This window comes from Nostoc sp., from assembly GCF_036918245.1.
In the GTDB taxonomy this organism is placed as follows: Bacteria; Cyanobacteriota; Cyanobacteriia; order Cyanobacteriales; family Nostocaceae; genus Nostoc.
In genome coordinates this window covers 271,302-284,899 of the sequence record NZ_JBALEF010000071.1, presented here as the reverse complement: position 1 = coordinate 284,899, position 13,598 = coordinate 271,302, and the positions used below count along the sequence as shown (strand labels likewise).

Below are 13,598 nucleotides of genomic sequence, written 5' to 3'. Positions count from 1 at the left end.
TTTAGGGGTTGCCCTACGCAAAAATAGCTCGATGCCAGGTTTCATTCTCTAAATCAAAAGCTCCAAGCTCACATCACGGCTTGGAGCTTTTTGTTATGGTTGTGTGACAAAAAAACTATGCAATTAATAACTATATTCAAATTGATTTTTGTAGGACTTGTAATCTCCATTTTTAGAGCGATCGCGCTAACAGTTTATCGTAAGTTTGGCGAACTATAAAAACACTAAGCTTAGGACATATTTATTTTATCGCCGTCCAGTCTTTGTCAGACATCGCCTCATTGCAGAAAACTGCATAATTAACGAATATTCGCTTGTTTATCGTCCAAAGGTGCAGTTTTATTAGATACTCAAATAATCTATATGAATAGCACCCAATGACGATCAAATACGGATTAAACAGGTGTTTGCAGTTCGGATTGGCAGGGTTGGTGGGCTGCTTAAGTGTAAGTCTCCTCACTAGCAAAACCCAGGCACAGCAAAGCAATATCGTGCCTGATAACACACTTGGGGGTGAGTCCTCTCAAGTTATAGACAACTTTCAGGGACTACCGATAGAAGTAATTACTGGTGGTGCAACTCGCCAAATCAATCTTTTTCATAGCTTTCAAGAATTTAATATCAGCGCTGGTAGAGGGGCTTATTTTTTTACTCCTAATGCCGACATTCAGAATATTTTGGCACGGGTAACAGGTAATAACTCTTCAGAAATATTGGGGAGACTGGGCACACTTAGCAGTTCTAGCCCGAATTTATTTTTGATAAATCCCAATGGCATTATGTTTGGTAAAGATGCTAGTTTAGATGTGCAAGATTCGTTTGTGGGGACAACTGCGAACGGGGTACAGTTTGACAATCAAGGGGTTTTTAGTGCGACAAATCCCCAAGCAGCGCCATTGTTAACAGTGAATCCTTCTGCGTTGTTGTTTAATCAGATTAATCAGAATGCAGTGATTCCAAATAATGCAACTATCAGTTTCAATTCACTCACAGGTTTTAGTTTAGGGTTACAGGTTGCGAATGGTAAGAATTTGGTGCTTGTAGGTGGTAATGTAACAATGGATGGCGGATTGTTGACAGCTCCTGGTGGAAAAGTAGAAATTGGCGCAGTCGGAGGTATGGGTTCTGTCGGTTTGAATGCTGATGGTACTTTAAATTTTCCCGCAGACCTCCCCCGTGCAGATGTATCACTAAAAAATAAATCTATAGTTAATGTTCTCAATGGCAATGTTGCGGTCACTGCACACAATTTAGACATTTTGGCAGCAAGTCGGATAGTCGCTGGTATCGCGTCGTCAGAACCATATATTTCAGCAGGAGATATTAGTCTCAATATTACCGGAACTCTGCGACTGGCAGAGGAAAGCTTAATTGATAACTCTGTATTTTCTGAGGGTATAGGAAATAGTGGAAACATTATAATTACCACTTACTCGTTAATTGCTACAGGTGGTTCAAGAATAGTTGCTAATACTAATGGTCAAGGAAATACAGGTAATATAACTATTCAAGCACGCAATATCTCTTTAGATAATATAAGTCCAGTTAAACAAACATCTAGTGGTATTGTCAGCGCTGTAGAAGAAAGAGGCGTAGGTAATGCAGGCAACATCAATATTACGACAAGCAACCTTGCTCTCACTGGTGGCGCACAGTTAGATAGTAGTACCCTTGGACAAGGAAACGCAGGTAACTTAATTATTAACGCTAGCGATCGCTTTGTACTAGAGGGAGCAAGTGGAAAAGTAGCCAGTGCGATTTTCAATATGGTGGAATTAGGAGGTGAGGGCAAAGGTGGCAACATAGAAATTAATGCAGGTTCAGTTTCTATCTCTGACAGTGCATTTATCAACGCTTCAACCAAGGGTAGAGGTGATGCTGGAAATATTACCATCAACGCCCGCGATCACACCTCAGTAAATGGTACGGGTCAGCCTAGATTAAGCATTTCCAGTGTTGTAGATTCTGGCGCAGTTGGTGGAGGCGGTAATATTTATATTAGTACTGGTTCTCTTTTCTTCAGCAATGACGCTCAACTGCAAAGCAGCACGGGCGGAAAAGGAGATGCAGGGAATATCACAGTTATTGCCCGCGACACTATTACTTTAGACAATAGCACTATCGCCAGCAGAGTAATCGGAACAGGAGAAGGTAAAGGAGGAAATATTAATATCACCACCGATTCCCTTTTTCTCACTCAAGGCGGTCAAATAGATGCTAGCACTTTTGGAAAAGGCGATGCCGGAAATATAGACATTAATGCTCAGGAGAAGATTATTATTGATGGCTATAAAATACAGCAAATTCCTCCTAATGATTTTGGAGTATTGGCAGGAGAACATGGCTTTCCTAGCGGCATCTTTAGTAGTGTAGGACAAATGTCAACTTTAGAACAATCAGTTGGCAATGGCGGGAATATTCAAATAACAACGGGTTCTCTTTTTGCTACTAATGGAGGGCAATTATTAACAGATGTTTCCAATGGACGCGGCAATGGAGGCAATGTCATAATTAATGCCCGCAATAATGTAGTATTTGATGGTGGCGTACAATTAACGTCCAGCGGTATATTTGGTGCAAGCGGAGTTGCTAGCAGTCTAACTGGATCAAATGATGTAGGTAAAGGTGGCAATATTGAAATTACAGCAGATTCCCTTTCTCTTAGTAATAACGCTCAATTAGATGCAATAACTCGAGGGCAAGGCGATGCGGGTAATATTACCGTAAACGCTCGTAATTTTATTTCATTAACCAACGAAACTAAGTTAATTTCCGCCACACTTGGCAAAGGTGATGCGGGTAATATTACTTTAAATGCAGGCGATAGTATTTACTTTGACAACAGCGAAATTATTAGTTCTGTAACCACCAATGCAGAAGGAAAAGGAGGCAGTATTTTTATAACAGGGCGATCTATTGACCTCAACAATCAATCACTTTTTTTAGTTGATAGTTTTGGGAAGGGAGAAGGAGGAAATATTTCAGTTAAAACTGACACTCTGCAACTGAAAAATCAATCTCAAATCTCTGCTGAAACTGCAACAACTAATGGAGGAAATATTAATTTGACGGTTGATAATCTCCTATTGCTACGTAGTAATAGCTCTATTTCTGCAACTGCTGGTTTGGCCAAAGATGCAGGTAATGGCGGTAATGTCAATATAAATTCCAAATTTATTGTCGCCATCCCCAAAGAAAACAGCGACATTAGTGCCAACGCCTTTCTAGGCAGCGGTGGAAATGTGGAAATCAACTCTCAAGGTATTTTCGGTATCGAGTCGCGTCCAAAGCCAACCGAAAAAAGTGATATTACAGCCAGTTCTGAGCAAGGCGTTTCAGGTGTAATCAACATTAACGCACCCGATACCAGTTCCATTCAAAACAGCTTCACCGAATTACCCCCAGTCATCGATACCAACGCACTCATCGCCAATAGTTGCATTTCACGCGGCACCAAGCGACAAGAAAACTCTTTTACTATTACAGGTTCTGGTGCTTTGACTACTAATCGTCCTGGTGTTTTGGTTTCTACCTACACTACTGGTGAGGTGAGAGGTGTCGAAACTACATTCCGTCCCTGGAAAAAAGGCGATCCGATTATCGAACCTACTGGTGTATATCGGCTGAATAATGGGAAGTTGCTATTGACTCGAAAATGTTTTTAATTTTGGATAAAGTCGAGCTAAAATCATGACGGAAAGAAGCCTATAACTCCTAAATATGTGTCTCTATATAAGATGCATACATGGTTCACACAGATGAGAAAAATTACAACTTTTAACAGTGCCGGGAAACTGACCGCTCTTTTGTTTTTGATAACTCTCTTCCTCACACCTTGTGTGATTGTAAATGCAGGAGAACGTGGTGTATTAATGAAATTTGGCGAAGTACAAAAACAGATATTAGGAGAAGGACTTCACTTAATTATTCCTGTAGTCAATACTGTGAAAAAGTTGAGTATTAGAGTCCAAAAACAGGAAATTTATGCTGAGGCTTCTTCCAAAGACTTACAAAATGTTTTTGCTGATGTCGCTCTCAATTGGCATATTATCCCTCAAGAAGCAAATGCCATTTTTCAGGAAATTGGAGATGATCAAAATGTAGTTATTCGGATTATTAACCCAGCAGTTGAAGAAGTACTAAAAGCAGTAATAGCAAAGTATACTGCTGAAGAAATTATTACTAAACGAGGAGAAGTCAAAAGTGGAGTAGATGATGCCTTGTCCACACGACTGGGTAACTATCACGTTGCAGTTGATGACATTTCTCTAGTTCATGTGCATTTTTCAGAACGATTTGGTGAAGCGGTGGAGGCGAAGCAGATTGCTGAACAAGAAGCAAAACGAGCAGAGTTTATTGCACTGAAAGCAACAAAAGAGGCTGAGGCAAAAGTTAATTTAGCCAAAGGAGAGGCTGAGGCACACAGATTATTACGTGATGGTTTGACTCCAGAAATTCTGCAAAGGCAAGCAATAGAAAAATGGAATGGTAAGCTGCCATTAATTTTAGGTAAGGAGGCTCCAAAATTGTTGAATTTAAGTGAATTTTTAAAGTTTGACAAAAATTGATCTTCTTGTTCGCTGATTTGCTCTCCATCCAGAAACTCAGATTCCCGAATTATTCAAGAATGCGGGGATCTTTTTGTTCGTAACTCATGCATGGATTGCTATATCTGTTACATGATAGTATGCGCGCACAGATATACACCCATACTATCAGAAAGGTGATAAACTAAATTAACTGTTGGAGAATAAAATAGGAGAATCAAGAATCTTCAACTGGATCAACAGCATAATCAACAGGGTATAAACTGTCGAAGAAATTAAACCTGTGAACAATTCTTTTTTGAGGTTATGCTCTTGAGGCTCTTTTTGAAAAATGTCCTTAGAACCGAATTGCATCAAGAGAATTCCTACAATATTAGAGAGCCAGTATCCGATAATTGAACAAGGTAGAAGCAATTTTGGGGAAAGTAAACTACATGCATACCCAAAACCATAAGCTATTGGCAAATTGAATAGTAAGTCATTCCACCAACATAGTGGTGATAATAAATATCCTAGTACTAGAAAAAATCCACCTCTGAGTTTTTTGAAAATGTCTTTTTTGAACTCTACTGGAGTAGACTGTTGTAATTGCTCTAGTGCTGTGTCTCTTGTTACATTTAGCTCTTGACTAACGTTTTGGACGTTTTCCATAAAAAACCACTATTCCTATCGTCTTAGTGTAGTTTAATATATAAACTAAATTAACGTCTAGTACACGAGTGATGACATTTTGGCTTTTTAATGCTGAAAGTTTTACCACTGCATAGTCTCAGCAAAATCGTAAAAAGTAAAATTGAGTTTAAATCAACTGCAAGTTCACGATATCTGAATTTCTGCTAGAGACACATCAGTTAGTTCGCTTCTTGCAGAATCTAGGTTTTTCCTTGAACATCCGAGTAAGATAGAATAATTTATACACATTCAGACAATCAACGCTATTTATTGCTAAATAAATTTCAAAATAAATATATATCTTCCTAAATCATAGCATACGATGACTTCCAACACCGATACTGTAATAGCTAGAGCCTTCTTAGGTTGGGGTGAATGTTGAGTTGCAAAATTTTTATGTTTTTGCATATAGCAGTGGCAGAAATTTGAACTAATAATAGCTACAATAAAAGTGCTGAGGTATCTTAATCGAGAAATGACAGATTTAACTCCAAACAGCACCTTTTTAATAGTAGGAATTGTTTTTATAACGATTGCTGTCATCGGGCAATCTAAATTAGCTTTTATTGAAATCAATCCTGGTTGTTTTGGGAGAATTTTGGCTTTAATTATTGGTATTTTGATCCTATTATATGCTTTAGGACTACTCAATTTTTCAACAATAAACCTGGATTTATTAAGAACTTCTCTGACAGAACAAATAAAACAGAGTATAAGTTCAATTAATGACCTTTTGCAAGGTTCGTAATAGATCATAAATAAACTTTTCTGTCGGCATCTTACAGCAATTTTCAGGTAAATAGACCACAGTAGTTGAACCAACCGAAGGCATCATCTTCGGTAATGTAATTGACAGCAAGAGCCATTGCTGCGTCGAGTGAGTCGAGTGTGCGTGTATCACAGCCACGGGGAAATTGCTTCAGTTTCGACCAACACAGTTCTATGGGAGATAAATCTGGAGAGTAGGTACTCTCTTGATTTTATCTAATCTTCGGCTTCTTAATTTATTTGCTGACCAATCGGAATGGCAGACAGGGAGCGAGAAATTTAACGAGTAGAGCTATATCCATTGGTTTATGATGTCTATCTCAGAAATGTACATTTTTACTGAGTATATTAACGCTTCTTACCCTGTCACCTTGATTCTTTTACCTGGATACGAAATTTAGCCCAGTAATCGCTGCCAAGCTAGTTCTTTTGTTGCTTCGTCCCAATGCCAGCGCAATAAATTAGCGGGTTGACTCTTGGCAATTCCAGGCAAACCAATCGCTTGTTTAGGTGCATCTGTAGCTAGTAAAATAGCAGTCTCCACATCACAAATCCCCCACTTTACCAAATTCTGCACTCCCACTAATAAGGGTAAAGTCGTCCCCGATAAAGTGCCATCGGCTAGTCGTGCTGTACCGTTTTGAACTTCAATTTGCCGACTGTCCCAAGGATACACGCCATCGGGTAGCCCCAGAGGTGAAAGGGCATCACTCACAAGAAATAGCCCTTTTTCTTGATAGCTAGCGCGGAGTAAAATTTGCAGCATCGTGGGCGAAACGTGTTCACCATCAGCAATAAAACCACACATCACATCAGGATGGGTAATTGCTGCCCCTAATAATCCTGGTTCGCGGTGATGCAATGGTGGCATGGTGTTGAAAGCATGAGTTACCATCGTTGCACCAAGTTCAAAAGCAAGTTGCGCTAGGGCTGATGTTGCCTGAGAATGTCCTAAACTAACGGTAATTCCCAAAGAACGCAAATATGGAATTACTTCACCAGTGGGATCTAACTCTGGCGCTAAGGTGATGACTTTCACAACATGGGCATAATCACCCAAAACCCGCTTTACCTCGTCAATTGTTAAGGGTAATAAGTACTCTGGCGGGTGTGCGCCGCGCTTTTGGTAACTCAAAAATGGGCCTTCTAGATGTACTCCGAGAATCTTGGCAGATGACCTTACCCCCAACCCCTCTTTGTTGACAGAGAGGGGAGTAAAATTAGCAATGACTGCTAGCGATCGCTGAATCTTTTCTACTGAAGTTGTCACAAGTGTCGGTAAAAATCCATCTACCCCGACATCCCACAAAAATTGCGTTATTTTCTGAAGTACATGAGCATTTTCAGCCGTTAAATCAGGAAATGCCAAACCCAACGCACCGTTAATTTGCAAATCAACTCCACCCAATGAAATCCAGTCACCTGCAACATCTATCACGGATGCACAGATGTCCTTCTCTACTGTACCCATTGGCAAGATTTGCTCAATTATGCCCTCTTGATTAACCAAGAGCATCTGCAAATCTTTGTAACCAGGTACTCTAACATTGATAATATCTACAGGATTTTGTGTTGTTTGGGTCATCACACTGACGAGAAGATAGCTAAATCTGATTTTAGATGCAACTAACATCAATGAATCAATTCAAACAACGCCAATAGATGAGATGATGATCCGCACTACCTAGCTTCCATAAGCTAGCTCAAATAATTTTGAATTTTAAATTTTGAATTTTGAATTATTATGACTCCCCTAGTTGGTATTATCATGGGCAGCGATTCCGATTTGCCCACTATGAAAGATGCGATCGCAGTTTGTGAAGAATTTGGTGTTGAGAGCGAAGTGGCGATCGTTTCGGCTCACCGTACTCCAGAACGTATGGTGGAATATGCTCAACTTGCACACCAACGCGGTATTAAGGTAATTATTGCAGGTGCCGGTGGTGCTGCCCATCTACCTGGAATGGTAGCGTCTTTAACTCCCCTTCCTGTGATCGGTGTTCCTGTACCCACTCGGAACTTACAAGGTGTAGATTCTTTGTATTCTATTTTACAGATGCCTGGTGGTATTCCTGTGGCAACAGTAGCGATCGGTAATGCCAAAAATGCCGGACTTTTAGCAGTACAAATCCTCGCAACTCATCAACCAGAATTGCTAGAAAAAGTGCAACAATATCGGCAAACCCTATGTGAATCAGTAATTGCAAAGCAAGCAAAACTAGAACAACTAGGCTATGAGCAATATTTACAGCAGATGTTTTAATAAATATTAATACCAGAGCAGCAGGGAGCAGAGAAGGAGAAAGTCTTTTCCCTGTGTCCGACAATAGTGCTGAGTAATGAGTGCTGAGTGCTGAGTAGGGAATTTCACGTCATTGCTCAGAACGGGCTAAACCCTAGCTATCCGCTAACAGAACTGTTTTACCCCATGACAAATGATAAATGACAAATGACAAACCAAACTATTCGCATTGTTGCCCGTATTATTGCTTTGCCTAACAAAGTAGAAGAACTAAAAGCTGTACTGTTGGAGCTCATTGAGCCAACCCGTCAGGAAGTAGATGCGATCGAGTATAAACTTTTGCAAAACCAAGACGATCCAACAGACTTTACTTTTGTAGAAGAGTGGACTTCTCATGAAGCCCTAAATACTCATCTAGATTCACCCCATTTCCAAGCGGCAGCAGCTAAACTAGAAGGTTTAGTGACTGCTGCACCAGATATCCGCCGCTACGATCTTTTGGCATAGTGTCATCTTGCTAACTTGAAACAGACTCTTTATTGTTGGGGAGTATTTGGAATATCTCAGCCTTAAATTCTAAGATTGAAGCGATCGCTCCAGAATCATGCAGCATTCTGAAGTATCTTGATCCTGAGGCCTTAGTCAAAAATTGAGAGCTGCAACATCCATGTGCCAACTGCTCGGAATGAATTGCAATGTTCCAACGGATATTTGCTTTTCTTTTGAAGGGTTTTCTGCACGGGGAGGAAAAACGGATGACCATAGCGATGGTTGGGGCATTGCTTTCTTTGAAGGGTGCGATTCGTTGCTTAGTGAATCACGGTAATCAGTCCGTACATAACTAAGCCAGCCTGACAGCAGATTACTGTCACTAAAAGGCTGAACTCTCGGTCAGATGTAGGTGAAAGTCCTACCATTCAGACTCAGAATTGACTCCTTACCTGCCCACACCGAACAAGCTCGGTTCTTGTAGAGTGAAGCTGGGAACAGGGCGTAATCAGACAACCGTTACGGGTTGACACTGGCGCTAATAGGGAGTTCCTATGATGAAACAGAGCCTAGAAAAGTGACTTAAGAACAAGCAGGGCGTAACACAAAAAATCCCTGACTTTATTGGAGAATTAATTCCCGCCGCATTCTTCTTCAAATAACGGCAAGAGTCCAGGGAATCCAATGGTCAAATTGGCTACATCTAACGGAACAACGCCACATGCTACAACGGGGGGAACCCCCGCAACGCAGTGGCTCATCAATCTCTCCGAGGGAACGAATAAAAACGATTTGGGAGTCTTGGGGCAGTCGAACCCCAAGTAGGCTAGACGAGAAGCGGAATCCTCACAAGTCGGGTAGGACAGACCGTAATTGGTCTGAGGTGTTCAGAATACACAAACTAAAGAAGAGAAAATGATTAGACACAGTTACAAAACTAGTGAATCTTGGAGAGCTTTACCGTGGAAGAAATTCCGCCGAAATCTTTTCCGCCTTCAGAAGCGCGTGTACAAAGCTATTCAAGTTGGAAACAAGCGGAAAGCTCGGTTACTCCAAAAGCTTATTCTAAAATCTACCTCGGCTCGATTTCTTGCAATAAGACAAGTATCTCAGCTAAATGCTGGTAAAAAGACGGCTGGTATTGATGGGAAGAAATCCCTCTCATTTGAAGAACGCTTCAACCTTGAAGAACTACTGAAAATGAATAGTGGAAATTGGAAGCATCAAGGACTACGGGAAATCCCCATCCCTAAGAAGGACGGGTCTACCAGAATACTTAAGATACCCACCATCGCAGATAGAGCTTGGCAATGCCTAGCAAAATATGCACTAGAATCAGCACACGAAGCCACTTTCCATGCCAGGAGCTACGGGTTCAGAACTGGGCGCTCTGCCCATGATGCACAACAGTACATCTTTAATAACCTTTGCTCCAGAACCAATGGAATAGAAAAACGAGTTATAGAACTCGATATTGAAAAGTGCTTCGACAGGATTAATCACTCAGCAATAATGGATGAACTCATTGCCCCCAAAGGCTTAAAACTCGGTATTTTCCGATGTCTCAAGGCGGGAGTCAACCCAGAATTCCCCGAACAGGGCACACCTCAAGGGGGAGTAGTTAGCCCATTACTAGCCAACATCGCACTCAATGGGATTGAGAGTATCCACAGATACCACGCTCAATATAGAGAAGGTAAAAGGATTACACCTAAAACATCGGTAGAAAAAATTGCCGAGCCATCAGTTCGATATGCGGATGATATGGTTATTATACTTCGACCCGAAGATGATGCGATAGAGATACTTGAAAGAATCAGCGAGTTTCTCCGCAAACGCGGAATGAATGTAAGCCAAAAGAAAACCAAAGTTACCGCCGCGACAGATGGGTTTGATTTCCTCGGCTGGCACTTTAAAGTACAGGAAAACGGGAAACTCAGAAGCACTCCCTCAGTGGATAACTTCAAAGCATTTCGTAAGAAAGTAAAACACATCGTTAACAACTCGAATTATGGCGCTACCACAAAGGCTGAGAAATTAGCCCCGATAGTTAGAGGTTGGAGGAATTACCATAAGTTCTGCAAGATGGACGGGTCAAAGCTCTCACTTTGGTTCCTAAATCACAGAGCATACGCGGTATTTAACAAGGAAACCAAGCAAACACGCCACACCAGCAAGGAGTTAGTTAAAAAGGCATTCCCAACAGTTTCCTACTCCGAAAATAATCACGTCATGGTCAAAGGAACAAAATCCCCCTATGACGGTAATACAGCCTACTGGAGCGAACGTAAAAGTAAGCTCTACGACGGTGAAACCTCTAAAGCCCTTAAGAAGCAAAGCCATAGATGTGCTTCCTGCGGTCTGAAATTCATTGATGAAGAAAAGGTACACTTGCACCACATCGACGGAAATCATGCCAACTGGAAGAAAAATAATCTTGAAGCAATTCACGAGAGTTGCCACGATTACAAACACATGAGCAAAAGCGCAAGCTGAGAACATCGGAAGCTGGGTGCGATGAAAGTCGCACGCCCAGATTTAACTGAGAGGTGCGGGGAATAATATCCCCCATCGACTCAACCAAAGGGATGTCGAATGTTTTTAGATGCCCAACCTTCTGTTGCTTCTCCGATAGCGGAGTTTGTGCGGAGTTATCCCATCCACTCAACCCATGTCATAGCCCATATCCGCAAAGCTACTCAGGGTGAAATTGCCCTACACAATTGCCATCCTTTCCGCAGAGAATTGTGGGGTCAGTATTGGGTGTTTGCCCACAACGGTAATTTGCCAGATTTTGATCCAGAAAATTTGGGTTTTTATCAAGCCGTAGGTGACACCGATAGTGAAAAAGCATTCTGTATGATGCTAGAAACATTGCGATCGCGCTTTCCTAAAGGTAAGCCCGATATAAAGGAACTGTACTCTGTGCTGCAAGAAATTACTGCTGTAATTGCGAAAGTGGGTATATTTAATTACTTATTGTCAGATGGAGAACACTTTTTTGCTTATTGCTCAACTAAACTCAGCTACATTGTTCGTCAAGCGCCCTTTGCTGCTGCTCATTTAATTGACCAAGACATGACCGTAGATTTTCGGGAAGTGACTACTGAACGCGATCGCGTCGCTGTCATTGCTACCACACCCCTCACTGACAACGAAGTTTGGACACAAATCCAACCAGGGGAATTACTAGTTTTTCAGGACGGCCTGCCCCTGAAATATGCATTCAGTTAATAATAAATAGTTGGTCGATTTTTCCCATTTAGATAATTTCTAGATGGGTTTTGTTTTTGATGCTCAGGACTTACTTGATTTTGTTGCCCTACGTTGAGCCAAGCCAATCACTAGAATAGACTGTCCTCAAAAATTAGCTATTCCCTAGCAAGTTGCTTGATACATCAGGTAGCTGATTGCGATGCCTACAGTCGTTACTGAGCTTTGCCGAAGTGCGGGCTGCGCCTACGCAATTTGATAGTTGAAAGTAAAAGCATTTATAATTCCTCACAGAACTGGTAGAATCACCATATTCTTGATAAAGAATATGAGGTTTTTTGGTGTTTGTACTAGATATATGGAATCATCCAGTATTATAAACATTATATAACTGTATTCCCATCAATTATTTGTAGATTTAGTGGAGGAAATAAAATGAGTTTGTGGCAACGCCCACTGAAAAGATTACAAGCGATCGCTGAACATAGAACCTATCGGTTCAGACTAAATTCGCTCAAAGGCTTTGTATCACTCTTTTTGGTAGGTACTGTATTAAGTGTAGCCCTTGCCGCTTGCTCTGGTGGAGGAACTGGGAATAATTCTGCCTCTGAAACCCCTGCTGCTAGTGCTACTCCTGTGGCTGCAAGCAAAGATAATGTTGAATTAACTCTAGTTTCCTTTGCAGTTACTAAAGCAGCTCACGAAGCAATTATTCCTAAGTTTGTAGAACAGTGGAAGAAAGATCATAATCAAACAGTCGTCTTCAAGCAAAGCTATGGCGGATCTGGTTCCCAAACTCGTGCTGTTATCGATGGTTTGGAAGCAGATGTTGTTCACTTGGCACTAGCTGGAGACACCACAAAGATTGAGAAGGCTGGATTGATTCAGCCAGGATGGGAGAAAGAAGTTCCCAACAATGGTATTGTCTCCAAATCTGTTGCAGCATTAGTCACTCGTTCCGGCAATCCTAAAGGCATCAAAAACTGGCAAGATTTAGCCAAAGATGGTGTCAAATTAATTACTGCTAACCCCAAAACTTCCGGGGGTGCTAAGTGGAATTTCTTAGCACTATGGGATTCTGTAATTAAAACAGGTGGCGATGAGGCTAAAGCTACTGAATTTGTGACTAAAGTTTACAAAAATGTGCCAATCTTGCCTAAAGATGCGCGGGAAGCTACTGATACATTTGCCAAGCAAGGGCAGGGAGATGTCTTAATCAACTACGAAAACGAAGTTATTTTGGCACAGCAAAAGGGCGAGAAGGTTGAGTATGTCGTTCCCGATGTGAATATATCCATCGACAATCCGATCGCTGTGGTAGATAAAAACGTCGATAAGCACGGAACCCGCGAAGTTGCTGAAGGTTTTGTGAAATACCTCTATAGCCCAGAAGCACAGCAAGAGTTTGTTAAATTGGGATTCCGTCCTGTGGATGAGACTTTAGCTCAAACCAAGGAAGTCACAGACAAATTTCCCAAGCTGAAAACTCTGGGTACAGTTGCAGACTTAGGCGGTTGGGAAGCAATTGATAAGAAGTTCTTCGCAGATGGGGGCGTGTTTGACAAGATTCAAGCCCAAAAATAATTCGTAATTCTTAATTCGTAATTCCTAATTATGACCCCACAACTTTCCTTTCTCCAGAATTAAAAGTAGTTGGTCTGTGCTTG

Annotated in this window: 9 protein-coding genes and 2 pseudogenes; 9 read left to right on the top strand and 2 right to left on the bottom strand. The window is 41.3% G+C overall.

Features of this window, described 5'->3' with window-relative positions:
- The first annotated feature begins 377 nt into the window (after positions 1-377).
- The gene (locus V7L12_RS21065) at positions 378-3,665 is read left to right on the top strand and encodes a two-partner secretion domain-containing protein (protein WP_335087185.1); all 3,288 of its coding nucleotides are present in this window, start codon (positions 378-380) and stop codon (positions 3,663-3,665) included.
- Between the two features lie 93 nt (positions 3,666-3,758).
- Positions 3,759-4,568, top strand: a complete 810-nt coding sequence (locus tag V7L12_RS21060) for a prohibitin family protein (RefSeq protein WP_335087183.1) — start codon at positions 3,759-3,761, stop codon at positions 4,566-4,568.
- A 168-nt stretch (positions 4,569-4,736) separates the two neighbouring features.
- Here V7L12_RS21060 and V7L12_RS21055 read toward each other — a convergent pair whose 3' ends face one another.
- Entirely contained in the window at positions 4,737-5,198 is a 462-nt protein-coding gene (locus tag V7L12_RS21055) for a hypothetical protein (protein ID WP_335087181.1), read from the bottom strand.
- 496 nt (positions 5,199-5,694) lie between these two features.
- Here V7L12_RS21055 and V7L12_RS21050 point away from each other — a divergent pair, with 496 nt between their 5' ends.
- Positions 5,695-5,967 (top strand): hypothetical protein, encoded by a 273-nt coding sequence (locus V7L12_RS21050; protein ID WP_335087179.1) that lies wholly within the window; start codon positions 5,695-5,697, stop codon positions 5,965-5,967.
- Between the two features lie 417 nt (positions 5,968-6,384).
- Here V7L12_RS21050 and nagA read toward each other — a convergent pair whose 3' ends face one another.
- Positions 6,385-7,572, bottom strand: a complete 1,188-nt coding sequence (nagA, locus tag V7L12_RS21045; RefSeq protein WP_335087177.1) for an N-acetylglucosamine-6-phosphate deacetylase — start codon at positions 7,570-7,572, stop codon at positions 6,385-6,387.
- Positions 7,573-7,731: 159 nt separating this feature from the next.
- Between nagA and purE the strand changes: the two genes are divergently transcribed.
- From purE to V7L12_RS21015, 6 genes and pseudogenes are all read left to right on the top strand, one after another.
- On the top strand, positions 7,732-8,250 hold the full coding sequence (gene purE / locus V7L12_RS21040; RefSeq protein WP_335087175.1) for a 5-(carboxyamino)imidazole ribonucleotide mutase: 519 nt from the start codon (positions 7,732-7,734) through the stop codon (positions 8,248-8,250).
- Between the two features lie 186 nt (positions 8,251-8,436).
- Complete coding sequence (locus tag V7L12_RS21035; protein WP_335087173.1) at positions 8,437-8,736, top strand: putative quinol monooxygenase; 300 nt, start codon at positions 8,437-8,439, stop codon at positions 8,734-8,736.
- A gap of 160 nt (positions 8,737-8,896) precedes the next feature.
- Positions 8,897-9,025, top strand: a pseudogene (locus V7L12_RS21030) (class II glutamine amidotransferase); the annotation flags it as partial.
- Positions 9,026-9,633: 608 nt separating this feature from the next.
- Entirely contained in the window at positions 9,634-11,214 is a 1,581-nt protein-coding gene (locus tag V7L12_RS21025; protein WP_335087171.1) for a group II intron reverse transcriptase/maturase, read from the top strand.
- 87 nt (positions 11,215-11,301) lie between these two features.
- Positions 11,302-11,952: pseudogene (locus V7L12_RS21020) on the top strand (class II glutamine amidotransferase); the annotation flags it as partial.
- A 414-nt stretch (positions 11,953-12,366) separates the two neighbouring features.
- Complete coding sequence (locus tag V7L12_RS21015; RefSeq protein ID WP_335087169.1) at positions 12,367-13,515, top strand: sulfate ABC transporter substrate-binding protein; 1,149 nt, start codon at positions 12,367-12,369, stop codon at positions 13,513-13,515.
- The last annotated feature ends 83 nt before the right edge of the window (positions 13,516-13,598 follow it).

Bases quoted from the DNA above. Each gene is read 5' to 3' on its own strand.
- V7L12_RS21065 (WP_335087185.1), top strand. From the start codon at position 378: ATGACGATCAAATACGGATTAAACAGGTGTTTGCAGTTCGGATTGGCA.
- V7L12_RS21060 (WP_335087183.1), top strand. From the start codon at position 3,759: ATGAGAAAAATTACAACTTTTAACAGTGCCGGGAAACTGACCGCTCTT.
- V7L12_RS21055 (WP_335087181.1), bottom strand. From the start codon at position 5,198: ATGGAAAACGTCCAAAACGTTAGTCAAGAGCTAAATGTAACAAGAGAC.
- V7L12_RS21050 (WP_335087179.1), top strand. From the start codon at position 5,695: ATGACAGATTTAACTCCAAACAGCACCTTTTTAATAGTAGGAATTGTT.
- nagA (WP_335087177.1), bottom strand. From the start codon at position 7,572: ATGACCCAAACAACACAAAATCCTGTAGATATTATCAATGTTAGAGTA.
- purE (WP_335087175.1), top strand. From the start codon at position 7,732: ATGACTCCCCTAGTTGGTATTATCATGGGCAGCGATTCCGATTTGCCC.
- V7L12_RS21035 (WP_335087173.1), top strand. From the start codon at position 8,437: ATGACAAACCAAACTATTCGCATTGTTGCCCGTATTATTGCTTTGCCT.
- V7L12_RS21025 (WP_335087171.1), top strand. From the start codon at position 9,634: ATGATTAGACACAGTTACAAAACTAGTGAATCTTGGAGAGCTTTACCG.
- V7L12_RS21015 (WP_335087169.1), top strand. From the start codon at position 12,367: ATGAGTTTGTGGCAACGCCCACTGAAAAGATTACAAGCGATCGCTGAA.